Raw genomic sequence first — 24,728 nt, 5'->3', positions numbered from 1 at the left:
CATAGACCTGAAGGGCAGACCATTCCAGCGTTCGGCCCTAATTCACCGCTGTGCGCATCCCGGCAAGGGTTTCAGCCAGCAGGTCCACGAAAAGTTGCACCCGCGCGGTCTTCCGGTCGTTGATCAGCAGCGCAAACACGTTCCGTGCCAGCCGGATCTCGGGCACGTCCAGCACCACCACGCCTGCCGGCTTGTTCCGCAGCGCCAACTCCGGAACCAGGGCTGCACCCAGTCCTGCTGCGGCCATTTCCAGGCTGGCGTGGAAGTCATCACTGTGTGCCACCACGCGGGGGTGCAGGTTGCAGCCGGCGAACAGCCGCTCGATCACCATGGCGTCACTGGTGCCGGGGTGATGCATGATCCACGGCATTTCCGAGAGATGGTCCGCCGCCACCTTGGCATCGGCCCGGAAGCCCCAGCCTGCCGGCAGCACCACGCGGAAGTCGTCGTCGCCGATCCACTGCCGGTTGATGGTGTTGGGCCAGGCGAAGCCGGTCTGGCCCACCTGGAACACCACCGCGAGGTCCAGGTCGCCGCCGGTGCGCAGGCCCTGGATGGTCTGGCCGGGCTCCGCCACCGAAACCCGCAGGTCAATGCCGAGCTTCTTCCAGGCCGGGTTCTTGAGGATCCGGGGCAGGACATAGGTGGCCAGGCTGGGGAAGATCCCCAGCCGCAGCTCCTGGCTTCCGGTGTCCTGCGTCCTTGACGCGGCAGCCATGAGCGCCTCGATGTCGGTGAGCACCTTGGCGGCATGGCGGGTCATGACGACGGCGGCCTCCGTAGGGACCACGGCGCGCGCCGAGCGCTGGAAGAGGGTTACGCCCGTTTCCCGCTCCAGCGCGGACATCTGCTGCGAGACGGCCGAGGCCGTGTAGCCAAGCGTTGCGGCTGCCGCAGCGAACGAGCCCAGCCGCGTGACCTCCAGGAGGGTCTTCAGGTGCACGGGATTTACCACGAGCCCACAGTACTGCACCCATCCGCGGCCGCTCCTGCGCCGAATTGCCGTCTGTATACCCGGCCCAGCGACAAATGTTCAGCAGAGGAGCATAAATTGTCACTTATCCCAGCAGGAAGTGCAGGCAGGCGGCGCATCGCCGTCATTGGCAGCGGCGTGGCGGGATTAACCGCCGCCTACGTCCTGAACAGGCAGGACGACGTCACCCTGTTCGAGGCGGACTCACGGCTGGGCGGCCACGCCCACACCCATGACATGCCGCAGCCGGACGGAAGCGTCATCGGGGTGGACACCGGATTCATAGTGCACAACGAGCGGACCTATCCCACCCTGCTGCGGCTGTTCGCCGAACTCGGCGTGGAAACGCAGGACTCGGAGATGAGCATGTCCATCCGCTGCGACGGCTGCGGGCTGGAATACGCCGGTGCGCGGGACGGTGCCCGGGGAATCATCGCCAAGCCTTCCAGCCTGCTGCGTGGCCGCTACCTGCTGATGCTGCTGGAGGTCACCCGCTTTTACCGGAAGGCGAGAGAGCTGCTCAGGACGGCGCCGCCGTCGGCCGTCAGCGATGAGGTGGAAGTCCCGGAACTGACGCTGGGCGCGTTCCTGGAGCGGGAGAAGTTCAGCCCTTACTTCATCTCCCACTTCATGACCCCGGTGGTCAGCGCCGTATGGTCCTGCGATCCCACCACCGCCCTTGGCTATCCCGCGCGGTACCTGTTCACCTTCCTGGGCCACCACGGCATGCTGGGCATCAAGGGCTCACCGCAATGGCGCACGGTCACCGGCGGATCCGCCCGGTACGTGGAAAAACTCGCTGCAACACTGGGCGACGTTCGGCTGAACACGCCCGTCACGGCCATCCGGCGTCTGCCCGACGGCGTTGAGCTCGCAAGTGACAACGGACTGGAAGACTTTGACGCCGTGGTCATTGCCACCCATCCTGCCCAGGCACTTGGGTTCCTGGCGGATGCCACGCCTGAGGAGAAGGAAGCGCTGGGCGGGATGCCCTACTCGGTGAACCACACCGTGTTCCACCGGGATCCCGCCGTCCTGCCGGCGTCGGAGAATGCGAGGGCGTCCTGGAACTATCGGCTGCCGGCTTGCGACGCCAGGCCGGACAAGGTCCTGGTGAGCTATGACCTGACCCGGCTGCAGCGGCTCACGCCGGCGGACGCCCGCCCCTACCTGGTGAGCCTGGGTGAATCGGAGCTGATCGCCGACGACGCGGTGCTGGAACGGATGGTCTATGAGCACCCGCAGTACACGCCTGAATCCCTGAAGGCCCAGCAGGCCATCGCGGCGCTAAGCAACAGCAGGATCGCGTACGCCGGGGCCTACCTTGGCTGGGGCTTCCACGAGGACGGCGCCCTCTCCGGTGTGCGTGCGGCAGAAAAGCTGGGCCGCACGTGGCCGCTGCCGCTGGCCGAGTCGGGCGACGCCACCGGTGAAGGGGAGCGGGAACTCGCCGCAGAACCTGCATGACCATGGGCGCCTCGATCTACCGCACGTCCATTTCCCATGTGCGGCGCAGTCCCTTGAAAAACGCCTTCACGTACCGGAGCTACAGCTGGTTCGTTGACGTGGACGCGATTCCGCGGCTGCCGCTCCTGCTCCGCCCGCTGGCAGTGTTCCGCGCCGGGGACCACCTGGGCAATCCGGAGGCCAGCATCCGGTCCAACGTGGAGCGGTACCTGCGCACCCAGGGCATAGAGCCCGACGGCGGGCCCATCCACATGCTGGCCAGCGCCAGGGTGTTCGGTTACGTCTTCAACCCGCTCACCCTGTTCTGGTGCTACCGCGCCAGCGGAGAGCTGCAGTGCGTGGTGGCCGAGGTCCACAACACCTACGGGGAACGGCACTGCTACCTGCTGCGGACCGACCTGGCAGGGCGGGCGTCGGTGCCGAAGGCGTTCTACGTTTCACCCTTTAACGACGTCGATGGGCAGTACCGCATGAAGCTTCCGGCGCCGGGGGAGCGGCTGGCGGTCTCCATCATCCTGGAGCGGGAGGGGCAACGGCCCTTCGTCGCCACCATGGACGGACGGCGGAGACCGGCCACCATCCCGAATATCCTCGCCGCCGCCTTGACGGTGCCCGCGGCGCCGCTGCTGGTAACCGCCCTTATCCGCATACAGGGCATTAAGCTCTGGGCAAGACGCCTGCCCGTCGTTGCCAGACCACACCACCCCTCACAGGAGGCAGTTCAATGACAATGACCGACGATAACGGCACCACTGCCCACCTCGAAGACCCGGCCCAGACCGCCGCGCACACCCCTGCAGCCTGGGGCGCAACCGGTGTGCCGGCGTCACCCGCCACCATCGATCCTGACCGCTGGCCCGGTGTTGCCACGCCGCCGTCGGGCCCCAAGGCAGAGGTGGCCGGGAAAGCCGCCGGCCTGTTGTTCAAGGGAGCCGTCAAGCGGCTGCCGCTGCGGGTGGAATACCCGGACGGAACGGCCCTGGGGACCAGCGGTCCCGACGCCCCGGTGATGACCATGGTGCGGCCGGACGCGTTCGAGAAGCGGATCGGCGACAACGGGCTGATCGGACTGGGGGAGTCCTTCATGGCAGGCGACTGGGAAGCGTCGGACCTGGCTGCGGTGCTTGAAGTCTTCGCCGCCTCCGTGGACGCACTGATCCCGATGCCGCTGCAGAAGCTGCGCTCGCTGTACCTGCCCCGGACGCCCGGCCAGGAACGGAACGCCGAACAGAACACCCGGAGCAACATCTCCAGGCACTATGACCTGTCCAACGAGCTGTTCTCCAACTTCCTGGACGCCACCATGAGCTACTCATCGGCGCTGTTTCCCGAGGCAGCCGGCCCGCTGTCCTCGGTGAGTTGGGATTTCCTGGCGGCGGCCCAGCAGGCCAAGATCGACAGGCTGCTGGACAGGGCCGGCGTGGGAAAGGGGACCCGGCTGCTGGAAATCGGCACGGGCTGGGGTGAGCTTGCCCTGCGTGCTGCGGCCCGCGGTGCCACCGTTTACAGCGTCACCCTGTCCAGCGAGCAGCAGGCGCTGGCCCAGGAACGCATTGCGGAGGCGGGGTTCGCGGACCGTGTGACGGTGGCGCTGCAGGACTACCGCGCGGTGGAAGGCGAGTACGACGCCGTGGTGTCCGTGGAGATGATCGAGGCCGTGGGCTACGAATACTGGCCCATCTACTTCCAGACGATCGACCGCGTCCTGGCCCCCGGCGGAAAGGTGGCCGTCCAGGCCATCACCATGCCGCACGGGCGGATGCTGGCCACCCGCAACGCCTACACATGGGTGCACAAGTACATCTTCCCCGGCGGGTTCCTGCCCTCCGTCCGGGCCATTGAGGGCGTGACGCAGCAGCACACCACCCTGCGCGTCCGGGAGCGCATGGGGATGGGCGACCACTACGCCGCCACGCTGCGGTTGTGGGAGGAGCGGTTCCTTGCGCGGTCCCGGGAAGTGGGGGAGTTGGGCTTCGACGCGGTGTTCCAGCGGATGTGGCTCTTCTACCTCTGCTACTCCCGCGCGGGGTTCCAATCCGGTTACCTGGACGTGCAGCAGATTGTGCTGGACCGCCGGGAGGCGCAGCTTTAGTTTTGCCTTGGTGTTAAGGAAGGGGAGGGACAGGCATGAAACTTAGGACACTGGCATGGACGACGGCGGCGACGGTCGCCACTGCCGCCGCAGGCGGGGTTGCCACGGACCCCAGGAGCAGCTGGTACCTGAAGTTGCGGAAGCCGGAGTGGCAGCCACCGGCAATTGCGTTTCCCGTGGTGTGGACTGCCTTGTACGCCGATCTGGCGGTGACGTCCGCCGTCGCGCTGGACCGGGCAGCCGAACTGGACAGTGCTGCCGACAGTCCCGGCCCGGTCAGAAAGGACCACCGCCGGGAGCTGCGTGCCTACCAGGGTGCCTTGGCCGCAAACCTTGTCCTCAACGCATCCTGGAGCTGGTTCTTCTGGCGCTCCCGCCGGCCGTGGCTGGGCGCTGTCGAAGCGGCAGTGCTCGCGGCCAGCAGTGCGGACCTGGTGCGGCGGACCTACCGGCTGAACCGGACTGCCGGCGTTTCGCTCGCTCCGTACGCTGCCTGGTGCGGATTCGCCACCGTACTGTCCACGGCAATCGCCAGGCTCAATCCCGGCGCGAAGTAGGAAGCGGAGGCAGTCTTCGCCTGACGCGTGCCGGATCGAAGGGTCCCTCATCACTACATGTAGTGATGATGGACCCTTTTCCTGTGGCTGGACAGGTGGGCGACACGCCGGTGAATCACGACACGCGGACTGTGCAAAAGTGGGCAAGCCCGTCCACAGGGTGTGGACCAAGCCCGCAAAAAACCCGGGATCCCGGGCATTTTTCCGGCTCCTGCCTGTGGATTAACGGTGCATTAAATGACATACTTGTAATACATCATCTTGGGGTTCCAAAGAGGCGTCTGCACTACATGTAGTATCTACATACAGCTGGACGGGGACACCGAACCAGCAAGAGTTTAACTAAGGGGACAGGGACAATGACCGTAACGGTTTACACAAAGCCTGCTTGTGTTCAGTGCAACGCCACCTACCGGGCGCTCGACAAAAAGGGCATCACCTACCAGAGCGTTGACATCTCCCAGGACGCCGAGGCCCTCGAGCGCCTGAAGTCACTGGGCTACATGCAGGCACCCGTTGTGGTCACGGATCAGGACCACTGGTCAGGTTTCCGCCCGGACAAGATCGAGGAACTGGCTCTCTCCGCCGTTTCTTCCGTGGCCTAGGAGCCACAGCTTTTTCCTGCCGGCGACCAACTACCAGCTGAGGTGACTCCCATGGCACCAACAGCACAGCGCGACCACACGGCTCAGCGTGTGGAGGTGTCCCCGCCGGCCGCAGATCGGAACGATCCCGGGCAGGCTCTCACGGAGAGCCAGCTCATTTACTTTTCCTCCACATCCGAGAACACCAGCCGCTTCGTCGCGAAGCTTGGCCGTGAGATGGCCCGGATCCCGTTGTATCCAAAGGACGCACCCCTCCTCGCCACCCGGCCGTTCGTGCTGGTGGTGCCAACCTACGGCGGCACCGGGGGAGAGGGATCCGTTCCCAAGCAGGTCATCCGGTTCCTGAACAACCCGCAGAACAGGCAACTGCTCCGCGGCGTCATCGGCGCCGGCAATACAAACTTCGGGGAAAACTACTGCATGGCCGCGGACATCATCGCCGCCAAATGCCAGGTACCCCACCTCTATCGATTCGAACTCATGGGAACGCCGGAAGACGTCACCCGGGTCAACCAAGGATTGGACACGTTTTGGACACGACTGTCGCAGACACAGAAGTAACCAGGGCCCAGAAGCCTGAGATGCCGGCTGCCTACAAGGGCTTGGGTTATCACGAGCTGAACGCCATGCTGAACCTTTATGGTCCCAATGGCGAAATCCAGTTCGAGGCTGACCGCGAGGCCGCCCACCAGTACTTCCTGCAGCACGTTAACAACAACACCGTGTTCTTCCACGACCTGGAAGAGAAGCTCGATTACCTGGTGAAGAACCAGTACTACGAGCGCGAGACGCTGGACCAGTACACGATGAACTTCATCCGTGACCTGTTCAACCGTGCCTACAAGAAGAAGTTCCGCTTCGAGACCTTCCTGGGCGCCTTCAAGTTCTACACTTCGTACACGCTGAAGACGTTCGACGGCAAGCGCTTCCTTGAACGCTACGAGGACCGCGTCTGCATGGTGGCCCTGCACTTGGCGCGCGGCAACGAACAGCTGGCCATGCAGATGGTGGACGAGATCATCGACGGCCGTTTCCAGCCGGCCACCCCCACCTTCCTGAACGCCGGCAAGAAGCAGCGCGGCGAGCTGGTCTCCTGCTTCCTGCTCCGCATCGAAGACAACATGGAGTCGATCGGCCGCTCCATCAACTCCGCACTGCAGCTGTCCAAGCGCGGCGGCGGTGTGGCGTTCGCACTGACCAACATCCGCGAGGTGGGTGCGCCCATCAAGCAGATCGAGAACCAGTCCTCCGGCGTCATCCCCGTGATGAAGCTCCTCGAAGACAGCTTCTCCTACGCCAACCAGCTTGGTGCCCGCCAGGGTGCCGGTGCCGTGTACCTGCACGCGCACCACCCGGACATCTACCGGTTCCTGGACACCAAGCGCGAGAACGCGGACGAGAAGATCCGCATCAAGACCCTCTCCCTGGGCGTCGTCATCCCGGACATCACGTTTGAGCTGGCCAAGAAGGACGAGGACATGTACCTGTTCTCGCCGTACGACGTCGAACGCGTCTACGGCATGCCGTTCTCCGACGTCTCGGTCACCGAAAAGTACTACGAGATGGTGGACGATTCCCGGATCAAGAAGACCAAGATCAAGGCGCGCGAGTTCTTCCAGACCCTCGCCGAGATCCAGTTCGAGTCCGGCTACCCGTACATCATGTTCGAAGACACCGTGAACCGGGCCAACCCGATCGACGGCAAGATCATCATGTCCAACCTGTGCTCGGAGATCCTCCAGGTTTCCCAGCCCACTACGTACAACGATGACCTGTCCTACGCCGACACCGGCAAGGACATCTCCTGCAACCTGGGCTCGCTGAACATCGCCAAGACCATGGACTCGCCGGACTTCGGCCTCACCATCGAGACCGCCATCCGCTCGCTGTCCGCCGTCTCCGACATGTCCAACATCACCTCGGTGCCGTCCATCGCCAAGGGCAACGACCAGAGCCACGCCATCGGCCTGGGCCAGATGAACCTGCACGGCTACCTGGCGCGGGAGCGGGTCCACTACGGCTCCGAAGAGGGCCTGGACTTCACCAACATCTACTTCTACTCGGTGGTGTACCACGCGGTGCGCGCCTCCAACCTGCTGGCCATCGAAACCGGCCAGACGTTCGGCGGCTTCGAGAAGTCCAAGTACGCCTCGGGGGAGTTCTTCGATAAGTACACGGAGCAGGAATGGGTTCCGCAGACCGAGAAGGTCCGCGAGCTCTTCAAGAACGTGCACATCCCCACGCAGGCTGACTGGCGCGAGCTGAAGGCTTCCGTCATGGAGCACGGCATCTACAACCAGAACCTGCAGGCCGTGCCGCCCACCGGCTCGATCTCCTACATCAACAACTCCACCTCCTCGATCCACCCGGTGGCGTCCAAGATCGAGATCCGCAAGGAAGGCAAGCTGGGCCGCGTGTACTACCCGGCGCCGTACCTGACCAACGACAATTTGGAGTACTACCAGGATGCGTACGAGATCGGCTACGAGAAGGTCATCGACACCTACGCCGCGGCTACGCAGCACGTGGACCAGGGCTTGTCGCTGACGCTGTTCTTCAAGGACACCGCCACCACGCGCGACATCAACAAGGCCCAGATCTACGCCTGGAAGAAGGGCATCAAGACGATCTACTACATCCGTCTCCGCCAGCTCGCGCTGGAAGGGACCGAGGTGGAGGGCTGCGTCAGCTGCATGCTGTAGTTGCAGCTTCAACTAACTAGCCAAGTACGACGGCGGGTGCCCGCCCGCCGTCGTACGCTTTAACTTAGAGAAAACCACCCAACGCATAGGGGATGACATGACCGAGAAGGTCAAGCTGCTCAGCCACGTCGAGGCCATCAACTGGAACCGCATCCAGGACGACAAGGACGTGGATGTCTGGAACCGCCTGGTTAACAACTTCTGGCTGCCGGAGAAGGTGCCGCTGTCCAACGACGTCCAATCGTGGAACACGCTGACCCCCGTGGAGCAGCAGCTCACCATGCGCGTATTTACGGGCCTAACCCTGCTGGACACCATCCAGGGCACTGTTGGTGCTGTCTCCCTGATCCCGGACGCGCTGACCCCGCACGAGGAGGCCGTGTACACGAACATCGCCTTTATGGAGTCGGTGCACGCAAAGAGCTACTCCTCCATCTTCTCCACGCTGGCCTCCACCAAGGAGATCGACGAGGCATTCCGCTGGTCCACCGAGAACGAGAACCTTCAGAAGAAGGCCCAGATCGTCATGGACTACTACCAGGGTGACGACCCCCTGAAGCGCAAGGTGGCCTCCACTCTGCTGGAGAGTTTCCTGTTCTACTCGGGCTTCTACCTGCCCATGTACTGGTCTTCACGCGCCAAGCTGACGAACACGGCCGACCTGATCCGCCTGATCATCCGTGACGAAGCCGTGCACGGTTACTACATCGGCTACAAGTTCCAGAAGGGCCTGGAGAAGGTCTCCGAGGAACGCCGCCAGGAGATTAAGGACTACACGTTCGAACTGCTCTTCGAGCTGTACGAAAACGAAGTCCAGTACACCCACGACCTTTACGACGGCGTGGGCCTGGCCGAGGACGTTAAGAAGTTCCTGCACTACAACGCCAACAAGGCCCTGATGAACCTGGGCTACGAGGCAATGTTCCCGGCGTCCGTCACCGACGTGAACCCGGCCATCCTGTCGGCCCTGTCCCCGAATGCGGACGAGAACCACGACTTCTTCTCGGGCTCCGGTTCGTCCTACGTGATTGGCAAGGCTGTGAACACCGAGGACGAGGACTGGGACTTCTAGTCCCTCCTTGATGAGATCGGAGGCTGGCAGACGGTTTGCTGGCTAGCTAGTCGGCGAAACGGCCCAACGTACTTGCCGGAGCGCCGGCAATGAGGATACAGACGCTCGGCTTCAGTTGTTGAACTCGCAACTGAGGCCGAGGTGTCCTCGGCGCCCATCGGAGCTGGATTCACTTGTTGCCTTCATGACCGCCTTTGATCCGACACCTTTCAACCCTGCTTCGATCGCTCAGCAACTCGCTAACTACTGCGACTAAGGAGTCTTAGCGTGGCTCGCTTGTTTGTTTATTTCATCGGAATTGTAGTTTTCACAATTGCGATGATTAATTCGGATCCCGACAAAGGATTCTTTGCAGTTTCCAGTGGTTTCGCGATCGGCTTCGCCATACCGCTGCTAGACACCATTATTACTAACTTTCGATTTCTGAAGGTCGCTTGGTACGCCCTCCGTACTTGGCAACGCCGTGTCCGTATCTCTGCATCGTACCTTTATCGCATTCAAGTTGACGGTGACTACTTACTGGTGAAGGGTCAAAGGTTCGATCAGTATCAACCCGTTGGGGGCGTTTACAAGACTCATCCGTCATCGTCAGGAAAATTACGCGACATGAACGTCCTGGACGACGATTTGTTGGTCCCAGACGCCGTCAGCGAGGGTGATCTCCGGGTGCGCGTCCCGGGCAAACATCTAGTTTCGTTCGTACGGTGGTTTGAGGGAGAGCGTGGACGTGAGACCGACTGCTGGCGCGAGTTCCATGAGGAACTAGTTGCTACTGGCATTCTGCCCCAAGAGCTATTTCGGCTCATCAAGTACGACCGAGTCGAACGTCTTTATCGCCCTATGAAGTACAGCCCCTGGGCAAAGAGCCAGGAACTGCTGATCGCCGATGTTGTGGAGCTCCTACCTACGCCTGACCAACTGGCTGCGCTGCGGCAGCTGAAGACCACTTCAGACTCTCGGGTTCTTTGGGCTAAAGAAGACCAAATTCGACGAAGGGGAGCGGCAGATGGCGCAGCCAGCCAGATCACTCAGATAGCCCAGACCGCAGAGTGGACTATAGATGCCGCTATCTGAGATCACAGTGCTGTGCTTAGCGGCTTGCTTTGAATTTCTTCAGAAGGACAAAAAATGAGTCAGTCCGGTGATTTTCGAGTTTTTCTCAAGGAAAAGGTTAATTTGAACCAGAGCAGGTTGAACCTGCTGTCTCAACGCGTGACCGCCATTGAGAACTTCCTCTCGAACGATGAGGTCTTTGGTGAGTATGTAGTCGAAGTGATTCCGCAAGGCTCCTTTGCGCACGGGACCATCATCAAGCCCGTCGGTAACAAAGAATTTGACGCAGACGTGTTGGTCCTGATGGATGGGGTTGAAGGCTGGGAGCCCAGCGACTACGTGCAGAAGTTGTACGAGGCGTTTGGGCGGAGTGCGTCTTACAGGTCAATGCGTTCGCGCAAGAAGCGCTGCGTGACGATTGACTACGCAGGCGACTTCCACGTCGACGTGGTCCCGTTTGTGACCCTGTACGGCGCTCCTTACGTCACCAATAGGAACACCAACCAGTTCGAACCGGCTGCCCCCGACGAATTCACCGAGTGGCTAGAGGGCAAGAACCGAATGACGAACGGAAACCTCGTCAAGGTCGTCCGGCTCCTGAAGTACCTACGCGACCACAAGGCCCGCTTCGCGATCCCGTCCGTCACACTAACAGCCGCGTTGGCTCACCACGTCAGTGAGACCGCGAGGATAAGCGATCCGGACGCATATAGAAACGTCGCTAATACGCTCCGAACACTTTCAGCGGCTTTGGCTACACAACTCGCTGGATATCCGCACGACGCCCCCTGCATTATTGACCCTGGCACTGGTCGGAACCTGGCTGATCGCTGGCAAAGCCACAACTACCAGACTTTCCGGACCCGATTCGCTTCGTATGTCGAAAAAATCGATGAAGCCTGTGATGAGTCCGACTACAGCAAGGCAGTGAAAATCTGGCGAGATCTGTTCGGATCTAACTTCGGTGCGATCGTTGAGCCCGCTAGCCTTACGGCGGCGGCCTCCATCAGGCCGCTGGTACCGGCGTCGGAGCGGTTCCTGGACCGAGATTTTGCCATTCCCGAGGCTCTCAACCCCGCTTATCGCTTCAAAAACGTCGGGTACGTAGTCCCGCGGAAGGGGTTCCGTGGCGGCCCCTTGCCTCGGCGCGGTGACAGGGTCGGGAAGCGTCAATCCTTGAAGTTCAAGATTGAAAAATCGAACATACCTGAGCCATATGACGTGTACTGGAAGGTTCGGAACTATGGAGAGGAAGCAGAGAGGGCCGGCTCACTACGAGGTGAAATTCAGAAGGACAGCGGAGCACGCAACTGGATCGAGACGACATCCTACGTTGGGTACCACTACGTCGAAGCGATGATAGTCAAGGACGGTAGTTGCGTCGCAAAGAGCCGCCAGGATGTCATCGTTATCTGAGGATGAGCTCCGTATGAACGACGTGAGCAGGGAGCGGAGTCAGGGCGGATCGCACTCGTTGGCCAAGAGCCGCGGCCGCCCAAGGCTATTGCATTGAGCGGCCGTCCTGGTTACCGGGTCCGTGTCGGCGACTACAGGATCATTTACACCATTCAGGACGACGTGCTCCTGGTCGTGGTGGTGAACCTAGGGCACCGGCGGGACATTTACCAGAAGTGAGAGGCGCTGGTGTGTAGGAGTTGATCCTAGGCGGTCGCTGACCTGATGTTGCGTGCCCTGTCCAGACCCCGGAGGATTAGTTCTCCAGCAAACCCGAGGCCCAGCAGAGTGAGAAGAGTTCCGTTCCGGGCGGAACTCGCGGCCATGTATGTGTTCTGCGCTGCGGTGATAGTCGCAATATCGTTCGCGTACCAGCCGTTGACTACAGTCTGCTGCGGCGCACCCCTCGTTTCACCGTTGTTGATTTCGTTCTTGACGCTGGCTGAATTGAGCTCCGACTTCCAGTCTGAGGGGCTGCCGGCATCAACTGCAGCAGGGCCGGTGCCGAGCCACGTCAAGATGAATAAGAACGCCAAGACTGCTCCCAGGACGATGCGTGCCAGCTGGATCGGTCCCACGGCGGCAGTAAATCTTCTAATCCGGCCCTTCCCTCTGCTGACGTTCACCTGCGGGGCGGACTCCGGAACCGGTGGAACAGCCGGGCCTTTGTAGCTTGTAGACGGATCGTATGACGACATGATTTCCCCCATTTTTCGTATTTTGTTGCTACTGCCTGCTGGCAGGTACTCGGGACTAGAGACGCGCTTCGGCAAAGCGCGGCGCCATGGACTCCATCTGCTCCATAACCAGCTTGATGGCCTCCGGCTGCTTGTCTGGCGGGTACCCGAAGCGCACAAGAAGCCGCTTAATCGAGGACCGCAGCTTGGCACGCACGTCGTCGCGGACGGTCCAGTCGGTCCGGACGTCGCGGCGCATCACGGAAACCAATTCGCGGGCAATGTCAGCCAGGACGCCTTCGCCTTGGACCTCCACCGCAGACTCGTTCTGGGCGACGGCGTCGTAGAAGGCCAATTCGTCCGAATTCAGCGGGGGAGTGAACTGCTGGCCCCGCTTACCTTCCGCGGCCACCTCGCGTGCCAGCTCCACCAGCTCCGCGATCACCTCAGCCGACGTCAGCTGCTGGTTTGTGTACTTCTTCATCAGCTCGGTGATCCGCTCAGAGAACGCCCGCTGCCGGATCACGTTGTTCCGCGTGGAAGAAGCGGACTCATCGGCAATCAGCTTCCGCAGCGCCTCGATGGCCAGCTGCGGGTTCCGTGCCTTCTGCGTCTTGGCGATGAACTCGGGCGTTAAATCATCCAGGGAAGGCTTGGGCATGCCGGCAGCATCGTAGATGTCCAGCACCTCGCCTGAGGACGTCGCGGACGCAATCAGGTTACCCAGCAGCCGCTGGATTTCCTCGGGTACCGGCTCGCCGCTTGCCTGCCGGTCGCTGGCGTCCATTTTTGCCATGAACACGCGGATCTCTTCGTACACGGCAATTTCTGGGCGGAGTGCTTCCAGATCCGTCGAGGACGAGCACAAAGCCCACGCCCGGGCGAGCTGACTTGAAACCCGTCGGTACTTGGCCGCGAGCGTCTCTTCACCATCGTCCGGACGGTTACCCGGTGTACGAGGATCCCGAAGGTAATTTACTGAACCCCACGTCGCGTTGAGGAAGGCCTTCGGTCCTCCCTTATGCCAAACTGCTTTCCAGTCATAGCCGGAAAGCAGGCCTCGGCAGGCGTCCACTCGATCACGGACTAGCGCAACAGCCTCATCGATGTTCTTGCCCACCGGCTTGTTCGCCTGGTCGGACTGCGTATACTCGCTCAAGGCCTTGGACAGGTTCTCGGCCAGCGGCGCGTATGCCACCAGCAGCCCGTCCTCCTTGCCCCGGAACGTGCGGTTGACCCGGGCCAGAGTCTGCATTAGCAGGGCGCCCTTGAGCGGCCGGTCCAGGTACAGGGTGTGCAGTGGGGGAGAGTCGTAGCCGGTGAGCATCATGTCCTTGACGATGACGAGCTCCAGTTCGTCGTTGACGTCCTTGAGCCGCTCCTTCACCTGCGCATTCAGCGAATCGCGGCGCACATGCAACGACACCGGCGGAACGTCAGTCGCGTCGCCCGAGTAGACCACCTTGATCTTGCCCTTCGACAGGTCGTCCGAATGCCAGTCCGGCCGCAGTGCCACGATGGCCGAGTAGAGGTTTGCGCAAATCTCCCGCGTCCCGCCCACGATCATCGCCTTGCCCGGCGCCTCAATGAACTTGAGCATCCGGTCGCGCCGGTTCTCCCAGTGCGCCACCAGGTCCTCGGCCAGAGCAGCGATGCGTTGCGGCGCCCCGTAGACAGCGTTGACGACGGCGACACTCGCTTCAATCCGGGCACGCTCCGTATCGTCGAGGCCCAGCGTCAGTTCATCTGCTGACTTGTCGAGATCCTCCTCCGTGACGCCCTCGGAAAGTCCCACCTTGATCAGCCGCGGCTCGAAGTAGACCGGCACGGTGGCGCCGTCCTCAACTGCCCGGGACAGGTCGTAGATGTCGATGTAATCGCCGAAGACTTCCTGCGTATTCCGGTCATCAAAAGATATGGGGGTGCCGGTGAAGGCGATGAGCGTGGCGTGGGGAAGTGCGTCCCTCAGGTGGCGGGCGTAGCCGTCCAGGTCGTCGTAATGCGAGCGGTGTGCCTCATCCACGACCACAATGATGTTGCGACGGTCGGACAGCAGAGGGTGGTCAGCGCCGGCTTCCTTTTCGGACTTGCTGCGGCCGAACTTCTGGAGCGTCGTGAAGTAGATGCCGCCAGTGGTACGGTTGCTCAGCTCGTCACGAAGTTCCGACCGCTTCTTGATCTGCTTGGGCGACTCAGCGAGGAGTAGGCTGCGGTCGAAGCCTTCGAACAGCTGGCCGTCCAGTTCATTCCGGTCGGTGATGACCACGACAGTGGGGTTCTTCAGCTTCGGCTGGCGCGCCACCATGTTGGCATACAACTCCATTTCCATGGACTTGCCAGACCCTTGGGTATGCCACACCACGCCAGCCTTGCCGTTGCTTTCCACTGCCTGAATGGTGCTGGCCACCGCCTTGGTCACGGCGTAGTACTGGTGCGGCTTGGCAATCCGCTTGGCCAGTCCGCCCGAGCCTTGGTCGAAGGCCGTGAAATTGCGGAGCAGCTGCAGGAACCGTTCCTGGTTGTAGAGGCCGTCCAGCGCGGTGTCGAGGGCGGTGACGGCGTCCCCATCCACCATGTAGCCCGGGGGGACCGGGACGCCGTCGTCATCGACATTCCAAGGTGAGAAGTGGTTGAAGGGGGTGAACGGTGTTCCGTACTTTGCCTGGATGCCGTCGCTGGCGAGCGTGAAAACACAGAAGCGGAACGCCATGGGGAATTCGCGGAGGTAGGTCTGCAGCTGGGCGTGGGCGCCGGGAAGGTCGGCGTGGGCGCTGCCGGCCTTCTTCAGTTCAATAATGCTTATGGGCATGCCGTTGCAGTAAAGAACGATGTCGAAGCGCCGTTTGTAGTCGCCCTGGACCAGCGTGACCTGGTTGACGGCGAGCCAGTCGTTTTGGTCCGGTGCCTGGCTCAGCAGTCGGATGGTCGGGTTGGCTTCGTTGCCGTCGGAGTCGATATAGCTCAGCCGGTAGCCGTCGACGAGGCAGTTGTGGATGCGGTGGTTTTCGGCCATCGGATCGTTTGACTTGGGTGAAGCGACTTCCGCCAAGGCCTGCTGCAGGTACTGGGCGGGGACGACCGGATTAAGGCGCTGGAGGGCGGCAAGCAGTCGCGGCCGGATCAGCAGCTCCGACCACGACTCTCGTTCCCCTGTACCAGGCGCAATGGACTGGCCCTCCAACGGCTTCCAATCCAGCTCGCCAAGCCGCTCCTTCGCGGCGCCTTCCCAGTCGGCTTCCGAGAAGGCTACTGCTGGTGATGTCACGGTGATTCCCCCAAAATCGATTTGTTGCTCAGCTTACTCAGGCTTCTGCCCTGTCCCCGGTACCCGCCGCAACTGCGCTGAGCGTTTACACCCCGGCGTTCTCCAAAACTTTCTCCGCGTCCTTGACCCGGAGCTTGCCGGACATGAGCTGGGGGAGGAGGGTGTCACGAGTAGCAGCGAGGGTCTGGTTTTCGCTCAGGAGCGCGCTCTCCATCTCCGACATCGACGCGATTCGCTCCCCGAGTTCAGCCTGCCGGCTCCTCTCGGGGAGCCTTATACGGAGCTTGCCGAGTTCAGTTCGTGATAGCTCTGTCTGCCCGGTGCTTCCTTCGCCCATCTCTTCGATGGTTGTCTGTGAAGCCAGGAGAGCCATGCCCGCGCAGACGGGATCAGCTTTCGCTGGATCGAACCGGACAATAGTGATGTGGGAGTCAACAGTAGCGTTGTCACTGTTGGTCCAGCGTGCTACCCGGCCGAGGGTTCCCTGGCCTGTGGAGTTCACAAGTACATCATCCATCTTCAGCATCTTGTTCCTGCCGACCTTCGATGCAATTGTTCGCCGAGCCGGATCTAGGTTGACGCGCTGATCGCGGATGCACTTTTGATTGAGCACCACGACAGTGTCCTCAGCCTCCGAGTATTTTGGTGCAACGCCTCGACTAAGGAGCTCGGTAACTTCGGAAAGCGCTACCTCGTGGTCCGCGGCGCGCATTGAAGCCGCGAACAGGGCCTGCGCCAAATCTGCGGACGTCTTAGCAAGTTTGGTGTTGGCGGCGATCTTGTCGTCGAGGGCGCCCAGCACCTCTGCGATCCCTCTTTGTTGACGGATGGGAGGGAGGGAGATGGGAAGCTGCCGAAAGGATGTTTTGTTGAACTTTGGCTGCGCACTGCCGCTGATGATACCGGCGATTAGCGACTGACCGACAGGACCCGCGAGGTAGTAATACAGATAGGTCTTGTCCACCTGGTCCAGGTCTCGAGGGCGGCAGACAATCGAGTTTGGTCCCAACGTCGTTGGCATGCCCAGGTTAGGTACGCGGAACACGGTTCCGGCGTTCGCACCAACGTTAGCGACTACCACATCGCCCTCGCTCAGGCGGCTCTTACGCAGATACTCGTAGGAAGACCTATCAACATAACTGAATGGGCCGGTCCATCCGGCATTGTGATCGACGAGGCGAACTAATACCGCGTATCCCTTGGCTGAAGACGTGAAAACGTTGAGCCGTAGCGATTCGAAACTGCCATTTGCCACGTAGTCCGATACTTCGACAGCGTCTCCAAGTTTCTGGTCCAGGACGAGATTGTTCACAGCACCCGCCCCAGCTGCTCGCGCACGATAGCCGCAAGCCGCTCGGACTCCTCGAACTGCTCAAACAGCTCCTTTGAAAGCCGCGCGATCTTTTCCTCGATCGGCTCGCCGTCGGCCTCAACCTCAGCGGCACCAACGTACCGTCCGGGCGTCAGCGCGTAGTCCGCTGCCTTGACCTCCGCAAGGCTGGCCGAGTAGCAGAAGCCCGGCTCGTCGTCGTACGTCAGCCCTGCCTCAATTGCCGAAGCGGTGCCGCGCCAGGCGTGGTAGGTGTTGGCGATCTTGGCGATGTCGTCGTCGGACAGGGCGCGCTCGGCGCGGTCCACCATGTAGCCCAGGTTCCGGGCGTCGATGAAGAGCACCTGCCCGGTCCGGTCCACGGAGCCCTGGGGGCCGGCGGTCTTGTCCTTCGCGAAGAACCAGGTGCATACCGGGATGCCGGTGCTGCGGAACAGTTGGGTGGGCAGCGCCACCATGCAGGATACGAGGTCTGCTTCCACCAGCTGGGCGCGGATCTCGCCCTCGCCGCCTGAATTGGAAGACATGGAGCCGTTGGCCATGACCACACCTGCGCTGCCGCCGGGCGCCAGCTTGGAGATGATGTGCTGGATCCAGGCGTAGTTGGCGTTGCCGGCCGGCGGGACGCCGTACTTCCAGCGCGGGTCCGACTCCGAGCGGGCCCAATCCTTGATGTTGAATGGCGGGTTGGCCATTATGAAGTCCGCGCCGTTGTTCCCGGTCAGCTCTGGGTGCTGGTCGCGGGCGAATGTGTCGCCCCAGCGGGAAGCCAGGTTTGCGTTGAGGCCGTGGATGGCCAGGTTCATCTTGGCCATTCGCCAGGTGCGCTCGTTGAGCTCCTGGCCGTAGACGGAGATGTCCGAGCCCTCCAGGTGGTGGGCGGCCAGGAACTTCTCCGCCTGGACGAACATGCCGCCCGAGCCGCAGCATGGGTCGTAGACGCGCCCGCGGTGCGGCTCAAGTACTTCCACGAGTACCCGGACCACGCCGGCGGGCGTGTAGAACTCGCCGCCGCGCTTGCCCTCCGCCTTGGCGAACTTCTCCAGGAAGTATTCGTAAACCTCGCCGAGCAGGTCGCGGGCCTTGCTGGCGCCCTGGCCGGTGAACCGTGCCGAGTTGAAGAGGTCCAGCAGCTCGCCGAGGCGGCGCTGGTCCACGTTGTCCCGGTTGTAGATCTTGGGCAGCGTGGCGGCCAGGCTCTTGTTGTCCTGCATGATGAGCTCCATCGCCTCATCAATCAGCAGCCCGATGGACTTCGGCGCGGCACCGTCCACCGCATCCAGGCCCTTGGCGTTCTCCGCCAGGTACGTCCAGCGTGCGCGGGGTGCTACCCAGAACACGCCTCGTCCGGTGTATTCGTCCACGTCGTCGATCAGCTGGGAGATCTGCTCCTCGTTGAGCCCTTCAGCTTCCAGCTCGGCCTGGATCTGTTCGCGCCGTTCCTCGAACGCGTCCGATACGTACTTCAGGAACACCAGCCCCAGGATCACGTCCTTGTACTGTGAGGCATCCATCGAGCCGCGGAGCTTGTCCGCCGCCTTCCAGAGAGTGTCCTTAAGTTCCTTCATGGTGGACGGGGCGAGGTCCACCTTCACTTTCGGGGGCATTATGCAGTTCCTTTTTCTGGTACGGCGTGGGTAATAGGGTCTGTCAGGGTGAGGCTTCCGCCCGCTACGCCGTCCGTAATCAGGGTAGCGAGTTCTTCGAGTTGTTTGAGTCGTTCCTGGGCCAGAGCCTGCTCGTGTTGCAGGCGGTGCAGGGCCTCGGTGAGCGGCTGGCGTTGGGCTTCGCCTGTGCGGCGCAGCAGCCAGCCCCGCCAGGACTTGTCTGCCGGGTTGAGGTTGTTAACGTCGCTGGCGACGACGGCGGGCAGGAGGCCGCCCGGGTCGCCCTGGTCAATCCTCAGGATCCGCGCGGGAAAGACGACGACGGCGCCGCCCTCTGGGTCGACCCTCGCGGCGGGCCGCGGGCTGGTGCAGAAGACGACGTCACCCGGCTCGGTGAGCCGTCCCGCGGGGTAGTTGGCGGCGAAGTCCAGCAGGGTGATGAAGCGCGGCTGGGTGTTCTGGGGATCCATGAGTTCCTCGCGGCCCAGGATCCTGCTTCCCGCCGTCTTGTTAATGTGCTGGTCCTCGACCCGGATGCCCTTGACGTATTTGAGGTATCCGGAGCCCGTAAGTTCTGTGACGGAGACGGGAGCGGGGGAGGAAGGGTTGGCGGCAGGCTGAACACCAAGAAGCGTGGTGTCACCACTTCCCCCTGTGGACAGGGCCCTGACGAGTTCGTCGGCACGCAGTGCCGCCTCTGCGCCGGGCGCCGCCGTTGACGTAGCCTTGGCCGGCAGGTCTACCAGGGCACCGGTTCGCGCAAGCAGAAGCCGGGTCTGCACCAACCGGGCGAACCGGAAGGAGTGGGCGCGGATGGTGCCCCGGTCGCCCATGGAGGCGACGACGTCGCTGATCAGGTCCTGACTCACGTCGAGGGTGAGTGGGGTGGTGCTGAGATCCGCCACCATGGTCCACCGCTCGGCGATGGGCACGTCGGCAAAAGACGGCCCCAACACCCACAGCGCCTGCGGCTCGCGTGGCTTTGCCCGAAGGAGCCCAGACGTGAGCCGGATGATGGCCCGCGCCCGGCCGGACCGGAGCAGGTCGGCACGGACGTTGCCGGCCACGCCCGACAGTGCATCACAAAGCACCCGGGCGGGAGCAATAATGACGGCCCTCTGGGAGTCGTCCATCTGCAGCACGATGTTCTCGATGCCGGACAGGATGCCTTCGGTGTCCAGACCGGGTTCACCGGGCGCGGGATATTGCGCAACATGGACTGCAGGACCGGTGACGGCGAAGGCGCCTTTGCTATCAACCTTGACGGGCCCACTGTCCGCACCATGCACTGCCAGGCGCCGGCGGGCCAAACGTGAGGCGCCGCCGTCGTGATCCGCTGCCAAAAAGGTGGCGGACTCTGACGCGCCGAACTGCTGCGCGATGCTGAGCATGACGTCGCTTCCGCCTGGTGTGGCGTCCACAAAGACTGGCCGGCTATCCAGCGTGACCGCGAGCTCTATGGCTGCCGCGCTGATGAGGTTGAGGGCTGGGGCTGTAAGTGCGGTATTCGCATGCTCCCTCAGGCCCTCCTTGAAGCGGTGGGTCAGCAGTTTCTCAAACGCCGCCGGAGCGCTGTAGGCGCTGTTCGCCAGCCTGTCCGCAAAGCTGGCCAGCCCGGTAAGAGCGGGGCCGAGAGCCTCCAGCTCGGAGTAGAGGAACAGGTCATCAGAGTCGGCCTCATCGGCCGCATCCAGGAGACCGGATGCACTCCGGTGGCCCAGCACCTCTCCGGTGATGACTTTCAGGGCGAGCAGGGCTGTGAGGCCGTCGAAGGTCTTGCGGCCGTCCTGCAATGGCCCAGCGTGATCCGCAGGTTTCGCGTATACCGCGACGTCGTCCTTTGCCTCAGGATTGTTGCCCCGGCCGGTTGCTTGCAGCCATGCGGTCACTTGGTCGGCGTCGAAAAGTTCGACGCCGTTTACAGTTTCCACCGGCGCGGGGAACGGGAGTGAACTCGCGCTGCTGCGCTTCCGCCACATGGAGACGACGGGACGCTGAACCTGCGAGACGGATGCCACGTCCGTCAGTGTCATGCGCAGTGAGTGCGCTGCTGTGACCATTGCCGTCCCCCTTCGTTGAATGTTCCCACAGCGTAACCTGATGCCCTGACATCGCCAGACTCTTGCTGATAACCCCCGTTATCAGCTAGTCAGCGTCTGAATTTGCCTACACAGCCATAGCTTGTTTCTGCAGCCAAGAGGTGATTCTCCGGGGCTGTGGCGGTGGCGGGAAACCGCACATTGGGGGGAGGTATCCCGCCGCCGACCTGCACGACTGACGAAATGGGGCGAACTGAGTGTTGAACAACGACATCGGCCCGGGGGAGATCCCCGAAACCGAGCAGGTGGATGTAGCCGGGCAGGACGAGCCTGCCGAGGTGATCAGGCGGGGCCGGAAGAAGCCTGTCCTTCTGGCGGCGGCCGCCGTCGTGCTGTTAGCCGGCGGAACGGCTCTTGGAACGGTGTTGCCGGATCCCAAGGAAAGCACCGCGTACAAGTCCCTTGCCAGCGAGAAGTCCACCGTCGAGACCGAACGGGATGCGGCGCTTTCCAGCTACGCCTCGCTGAAAGGCAAGTACGACTCGCTTGAGAACGGAATGGCGTCCCGCGAGTCCAAGGTTGCGGCCAGGGAGGCCGAAGTCGGCAAGGCCGACGCTGCCGTGAAGACGGCTGAGGCAGCGGTCAAGGCCCGCGAGGACGCCGTGACCGGAGCCGAGAAGGCGAAGGCGGCGCGCACCGTGGGCGACGGCACGTGGACTGTGGGCACGGACATCGAACCCGGCACCTACCGGGCCGCGGCTGCCGTGGGATCCACCTGCTACTGGGGGATCTACCGCAGCGGCAGCAACGGCAGCGACATCATCGAAAACGACATCCCCGGCGGCGGCCGACCGGTTGTCACCCTGTCAGCAGGGCAAGACTTCAACTCAACCCGCTGCGGCAAATGGGAAAAACAGTAACCACTGCTACTCCGCAGCATCATCCAACCGCATCACTTGAAAGGCACCATCATGACCAACCAGAACTTCGTCCCCATCCCGCCGGCTGCCCAGGCACCTGCCACCCGCCCGTTCTACAAGAAAAAGCGCTTCGTTGTCCCCGCAGGCGTCCTGCTGGTGGGCATTCTCATGGGTTCCTGCTCCGGCGGAAGCAAGCAGGCTGCGGACTCCAGCCCCGTCGCCTCCGCCGTAGCGTCCGCTGAGGCCACCGCGCCGGCTGCCGCTGTGCCTGCCGCCCCGGCGGCGGCAGCACCGCCGTCGTCAGCTCCTGCTGCTCCCGCGGCACCTGTGGTGGGCGTTCCGTTCTCCGTGAAGATGCGCAACGGCAACGTCGCCAGGATCACTATCGTGTCCGCCGTCCGCACCGACTCAGTCACCACCGGCGCGTTCGCTACACCGCCCAAGAACGGCACCTACCTGCTCCTGGACGTGCTCTGGGAAACGGAATCCGGCAAGACGAGCTCCAACCCGCTCTACTTCACGGCGAAGGATGCCAACGGGCGTAAGGCAGACATGAGCATGTTCGCCGATAATCAGCTGGGCTCAGGCGAGGTTCTGCCCGGCGACAAGGCGCGGGGCAACGTGGCCTTCGATATTGCTCCGGGTGCTGCCACCGTCATGATTTCTGATCCGCTGCTGCAGGAGGCTGCCCGGATCCAAATTTCGGGATAGGCGGTCTTGAGGTCGAAAGGAGGCCTACCGGATTCACCGGTTCGTCTCCTTCGCACTCCTCGGAGAGCTTCTTACCGTCCTGCATTCCCGCGGCTAAGGATCAACAAGACGGATGCCCTTCTCGTCCACACGCGGTCCTTCTCAATCATGAGTTGGGTGGTAGGGCATCATGGGACCCAGCAATCGCAGTCGAAATGGAGAACCTCAGTGAGCACATTTACCGATCCGATCGTCGGCGGCGCGATGCCGATGAGCACCTACGAGGGGCAAGTGTGGGAGAAGCTCAACGATCACTGGCAGAAGCGTAACAACCGCCGTGGCCTGCCGAACTGGGCGAGCACTGCGCTCGAGCGCACCGGAGAGGTAACAGGAATGGCCGTGAACAGGGTCACGGCAGCTGTGCCAGAGGGGGTCAAAGAGCCTATCCGCCGTGCCGGCGACGCTGTCGCCACTGCAGCGGTGCGGCCAGCGCTCGAAGGCGCTGCAGCGCTTCTCGAGCTGGTCAACGACTGGGCTATGGAGCTTAACGACCCTGAGGGCGTTGAGAAGCTTGCCCGCAAGCGAGGTCTCGACCTCAATAGTTTCACCGAATTGCGGCAGCACGATCTCAAGGTTTGCGACCGGCTGCTGAAATTCAACACCCTCACGTGGCGGACAGCAGGCGCACTGGAAGGTGGGACCATGGGTGTGCTGGCTCTGACTCCCGTGGCCGGTATCCCTGTTGCCATGACAGCGGACATTCTCGTCATCCAAGTCTTGAGCACATCGATTGCGGCGCGAATCGCGTACTCGTACGGCTACGACGCTAAAGACCCCGATGAGCAGATCTTCATCCAACGCCTGGTACGCCGGTCATTCATGGCGCAAGCAGCCAAGGTCGAGCCGCTGCGTGACGTCGCCCGCGCAGCTGACGCTATCAAGGGACGTGTTCGGTGGTCGGAGAAACTCCGTGCCGACCATCGTCTGCTGGCCGCCCTGGAGAAGTTACTGCAGCACGTTGGTCCGGCCGGTACCAAAGTGCCGGTTCAAAACGTCGCTAAAGTGTTGCCGTACGTGGGCATCCTCATTGGTGCCGGCATGAACTCAGCAGTTCTCGGCAACGTGGCCGCTGATGCGCAGCGGTACTGCCAGACCCGATTCCTGTGTGAGAAGTACGGGTTGCCGCTGCCGGCGGCCCTGGTTACTGATTCAGACGAGCCGTTGGCTGAGGCCCGGATCGACTAAAGCAGCCATGACGACCTCATGAAATAGGCACACTGCTTCGCGGTTGCGATCTGATATGCAGTGACTGGGATTTGCATGTGTCACGGAAGCGGTCCCACGATACGACGGAAGAGCACATCGATAACCCGGAGTAGCGGGCTGCCATCAGCGATGTTGTCCAGGTTGCCGAGATGACGGGCGCTCTGAAACCCACTCAGAACAACGATAATTGATTTGGTAACGCGGCAAAGAAGATAATAGAAGCAATGAAGGCCTCCGGATCGTTCCGGAGGCCTTTTGCATTCCCTGACCCCCGCACCAGCTGCCGTGCACGCCGATCCGCTTATCCATGAACGAATATTCTGTCCAAAATTCCAGCCCTTGGCATCCGCCAAGGGCACTTTGCTTTAACCCACTAAAGGAGAAACGATGACCGAGCAAGAAATCACACCGTACTTTAATTGGACTAAAAACCTGCTTCGCTACCACGAGCGGTCTGTTGTGGTTCAGGTGCCGGGCATTCAGGAATGGAGTCTGTGCTTCAGCGCAACGGCCGCCCGCATCGACAGGTTCTTGCAGCTGGGGCACGAGGGGTGCTTAACTCTGCCCCAATCCCTTGTACTCGACATAATTGAACTCGACCGGGGCGCGCCTTCCGACGCCCTTGCCGCTGACGGGTTGCTCAAGAACTTCGTGTTGTTCTGGAGTGCCCTAGCAGATGTCTATGGCGGTACCGGCACTAGGTCCCAGACTGAGGCAAAGCGTCTCGAACTCCTTATGGAATGGTCTTTGTTGCTCACTGCCCTGCCGGGGACAAACTACCCGGGAGTGAAGCTGTTGGCGCCTCGATACCGACACGAGCGCGCGCGGCTGGCTCTGACGAATGACTGTGACAGGTTTGAATGGCCCCGGTAGGACGGTTATCTCTGGCCCCACTTCATGACTCGCCGGGCACTTTGTGACGGTTATATGTGGCCCCACCTTCAACGTTGGATTCATC

The 24,728-nt window shown here is 62.0% G+C and carries 21 protein-coding genes; 15 read left to right on the top strand and 6 right to left on the bottom strand.

The genetic code is table 11. The annotated features are described in order from the left end of the window. Window positions 1–37: 37 nt before the first annotated feature. Entirely contained in the window at window positions 38–955 is a 918-nt protein-coding gene (locus LFT46_RS11560) for a LysR family transcriptional regulator (RefSeq protein ID WP_236798568.1), read from the bottom strand. 96 nt (window positions 956–1,051) lie between these two features. On the opposite strand from LFT46_RS11560, the gene LFT46_RS11555 reads away from it, so the two are divergent. From LFT46_RS11555 to LFT46_RS11505, 11 genes are all read left to right on the top strand, one after another. Next, a complete protein-coding gene (locus LFT46_RS11555; protein ID WP_236819701.1) occupies window positions 1,052–2,440 on the top strand; it encodes an NAD(P)/FAD-dependent oxidoreductase in 1,389 nt (462 codons plus the stop codon). After that, the gene (locus LFT46_RS11550) at window positions 2,437–3,168 is read left to right on the top strand and encodes a DUF1365 domain-containing protein (RefSeq protein ID WP_236819699.1); all 732 of its coding nucleotides are present in this window, start codon (window positions 2,437–2,439) and stop codon (window positions 3,166–3,168) included. The genes LFT46_RS11555 and LFT46_RS11550 overlap by 4 nt, the downstream gene beginning before the upstream one ends. Beyond that, entirely contained in the window at window positions 3,165–4,532 is a 1,368-nt protein-coding gene (locus LFT46_RS11545) for a class I SAM-dependent methyltransferase (protein WP_236819697.1), read from the top strand. Before LFT46_RS11550 ends, LFT46_RS11545 begins: the two co-directional genes overlap by 4 nt. 35 nt (window positions 4,533–4,567) lie before the next feature. Then, window positions 4,568–5,089, top strand: a complete 522-nt coding sequence (locus LFT46_RS11540) for a TspO/MBR family protein (RefSeq protein ID WP_236819696.1) — start codon at window positions 4,568–4,570, stop codon at window positions 5,087–5,089. A 359-nt stretch (window positions 5,090–5,448) separates the two neighbouring features. Further along, entirely contained in the window at window positions 5,449–5,694 is a 246-nt protein-coding gene (gene nrdH, locus LFT46_RS11535) for a glutaredoxin-like protein NrdH (RefSeq protein ID WP_066276552.1), read from the top strand. Between the two features lie 51 nt (window positions 5,695–5,745). Beyond that, complete coding sequence (nrdI, locus tag LFT46_RS11530; RefSeq protein ID WP_442863641.1) at window positions 5,746–6,255, top strand: class Ib ribonucleoside-diphosphate reductase assembly flavoprotein NrdI; 510 nt, start codon at window positions 5,746–5,748, stop codon at window positions 6,253–6,255. A 20-nt stretch (window positions 6,256–6,275) separates the two neighbouring features. Then, a complete protein-coding gene (gene nrdE / locus LFT46_RS11525) occupies window positions 6,276–8,396 on the top strand; it encodes a class 1b ribonucleoside-diphosphate reductase subunit alpha (protein WP_141181701.1) in 2,121 nt (706 codons plus the stop codon). Window positions 8,397–8,493: 97 nt separating this feature from the next. Further along, the gene (gene nrdF, locus LFT46_RS11520; protein WP_141181700.1) at window positions 8,494–9,468 is read left to right on the top strand and encodes a class 1b ribonucleoside-diphosphate reductase subunit beta; all 975 of its coding nucleotides are present in this window, start codon (window positions 8,494–8,496) and stop codon (window positions 9,466–9,468) included. Window positions 9,469–9,735: 267 nt separating this feature from the next. Beyond that, a complete protein-coding gene (locus tag LFT46_RS11515; protein ID WP_236819693.1) occupies window positions 9,736–10,542 on the top strand; it encodes an SMODS-associated NUDIX domain-containing protein in 807 nt (268 codons plus the stop codon). 54 nt (window positions 10,543–10,596) lie between these two features. Then, entirely contained in the window at window positions 10,597–11,937 is a 1,341-nt protein-coding gene (locus tag LFT46_RS11510) for an SMODS domain-containing nucleotidyltransferase (protein ID WP_236819691.1), read from the top strand. A 93-nt stretch (window positions 11,938–12,030) separates the two neighbouring features. Continuing rightward, a complete protein-coding gene (locus LFT46_RS11505) occupies window positions 12,031–12,156 on the top strand; it encodes a type II toxin-antitoxin system RelE family toxin (protein WP_236819683.1) in 126 nt (41 codons plus the stop codon). A gap of 26 nt (window positions 12,157–12,182) precedes the next feature. On the opposite strand, the gene LFT46_RS11500 is transcribed toward LFT46_RS11505, so the two are convergent. From LFT46_RS11500 to LFT46_RS11480, 5 genes are all read right to left on the bottom strand, one after another. Beyond that, on the bottom strand, window positions 12,183–12,686 hold the full coding sequence (locus LFT46_RS11500) for a hypothetical protein (protein WP_236819681.1): 504 nt from the start codon (window positions 12,684–12,686) through the stop codon (window positions 12,183–12,185). 43 nt (window positions 12,687–12,729) lie between these two features. Further along, on the bottom strand, window positions 12,730–15,918 hold the full coding sequence (locus LFT46_RS11495; protein WP_236819679.1) for a type I restriction endonuclease subunit R: 3,189 nt from the start codon (window positions 15,916–15,918) through the stop codon (window positions 12,730–12,732). Window positions 15,919–16,003: 85 nt separating this feature from the next. Further along, on the bottom strand, window positions 16,004–17,230 hold the full coding sequence (locus tag LFT46_RS11490; RefSeq protein WP_236819677.1) for a restriction endonuclease subunit S: 1,227 nt from the start codon (window positions 17,228–17,230) through the stop codon (window positions 16,004–16,006). Beyond that, a complete protein-coding gene (locus tag LFT46_RS11485) occupies window positions 17,227–18,855 on the bottom strand; it encodes a class I SAM-dependent DNA methyltransferase (RefSeq protein ID WP_236819669.1) in 1,629 nt (542 codons plus the stop codon). The genes LFT46_RS11490 and LFT46_RS11485 overlap by 4 nt, the downstream gene beginning before the upstream one ends. Beyond that, a complete protein-coding gene (locus LFT46_RS11480; RefSeq protein WP_236819667.1) occupies window positions 18,855–20,915 on the bottom strand; it encodes a hypothetical protein in 2,061 nt (686 codons plus the stop codon). Before LFT46_RS11480 ends, LFT46_RS11485 begins: the two co-directional genes overlap by 1 nt. Window positions 20,916–21,151: 236 nt before the next feature. Here LFT46_RS11480 and LFT46_RS11475 point away from each other — a divergent pair, with 236 nt between their 5' ends. From LFT46_RS11475 to LFT46_RS11460, 4 genes are all read left to right on the top strand, one after another. Then, window positions 21,152–21,814, top strand: a complete 663-nt coding sequence (locus LFT46_RS11475; protein WP_236819665.1) for a hypothetical protein — start codon at window positions 21,152–21,154, stop codon at window positions 21,812–21,814. Between the two features lie 51 nt (window positions 21,815–21,865). Beyond that, on the top strand, window positions 21,866–22,525 hold the full coding sequence (locus LFT46_RS11470; protein ID WP_236819663.1) for a DUF4352 domain-containing protein: 660 nt from the start codon (window positions 21,866–21,868) through the stop codon (window positions 22,523–22,525). A 207-nt stretch (window positions 22,526–22,732) separates the two neighbouring features. Next, a complete protein-coding gene (locus LFT46_RS11465; RefSeq protein WP_236819661.1) occupies window positions 22,733–23,749 on the top strand; it encodes an EcsC family protein in 1,017 nt (338 codons plus the stop codon). Window positions 23,750–24,157: 408 nt separating this feature from the next. Next, window positions 24,158–24,643, top strand: coding sequence for a hypothetical protein (locus LFT46_RS11460; protein ID WP_236819659.1), 486 nt, complete (start codon window positions 24,158–24,160; stop codon window positions 24,641–24,643). Window positions 24,644–24,728: the final 85 nt, after the last annotated feature.

Source organism: Arthrobacter sp. FW306-07-I (assembly GCF_021800405.1).
Taxonomy (GTDB): Bacteria; Actinomycetota; Actinomycetes; order Actinomycetales; family Micrococcaceae; genus Arthrobacter.
The sequence above is the reverse complement of the archived record's forward strand: the minus strand, read 5'-3'. Positions and strand labels throughout refer to the sequence as shown.

What these genes read in the sequence shown, in the direction of transcription:
- LFT46_RS11485 (WP_236819669.1), bottom strand. Translation starts at nt 18,855, where the DNA reads ATGCCCCCGAAAGTGAAGGTGGACCTCGCCCCGTCCACCATGAAGGAA.
- nrdF (WP_141181700.1), top strand. Translation starts at nt 8,494, where the DNA reads ATGACCGAGAAGGTCAAGCTGCTCAGCCACGTCGAGGCCATCAACTGG.
- LFT46_RS11545 (WP_236819697.1), top strand. Translation starts at nt 3,165, where the DNA reads ATGACAATGACCGACGATAACGGCACCACTGCCCACCTCGAAGACCCG.
- LFT46_RS11550 (WP_236819699.1), top strand. Translation starts at nt 2,437, where the DNA reads ATGACCATGGGCGCCTCGATCTACCGCACGTCCATTTCCCATGTGCGG.
- LFT46_RS11480 (WP_236819667.1), bottom strand. Translation starts at nt 20,915, where the DNA reads ATGGTCACAGCAGCGCACTCACTGCGCATGACACTGACGGACGTGGCA.
- LFT46_RS11510 (WP_236819691.1), top strand. Translation starts at nt 10,597, where the DNA reads ATGAGTCAGTCCGGTGATTTTCGAGTTTTTCTCAAGGAAAAGGTTAAT.
- LFT46_RS11500 (WP_236819681.1), bottom strand. Translation starts at nt 12,686, where the DNA reads ATGGGGGAAATCATGTCGTCATACGATCCGTCTACAAGCTACAAAGGC.
- LFT46_RS11460 (WP_236819659.1), top strand. Translation starts at nt 24,158, where the DNA reads ATGACCGAGCAAGAAATCACACCGTACTTTAATTGGACTAAAAACCTG.
- nrdH (WP_066276552.1), top strand. Translation starts at nt 5,449, where the DNA reads ATGACCGTAACGGTTTACACAAAGCCTGCTTGTGTTCAGTGCAACGCC.
- LFT46_RS11470 (WP_236819663.1), top strand. Translation starts at nt 21,866, where the DNA reads ATGACCAACCAGAACTTCGTCCCCATCCCGCCGGCTGCCCAGGCACCT.
- nrdI (WP_442863641.1), top strand. Translation starts at nt 5,746, where the DNA reads ATGGCACCAACAGCACAGCGCGACCACACGGCTCAGCGTGTGGAGGTG.
- nrdE (WP_141181701.1), top strand. Translation starts at nt 6,276, where the DNA reads ATGCCGGCTGCCTACAAGGGCTTGGGTTATCACGAGCTGAACGCCATG.
- LFT46_RS11540 (WP_236819696.1), top strand. Translation starts at nt 4,568, where the DNA reads ATGAAACTTAGGACACTGGCATGGACGACGGCGGCGACGGTCGCCACT.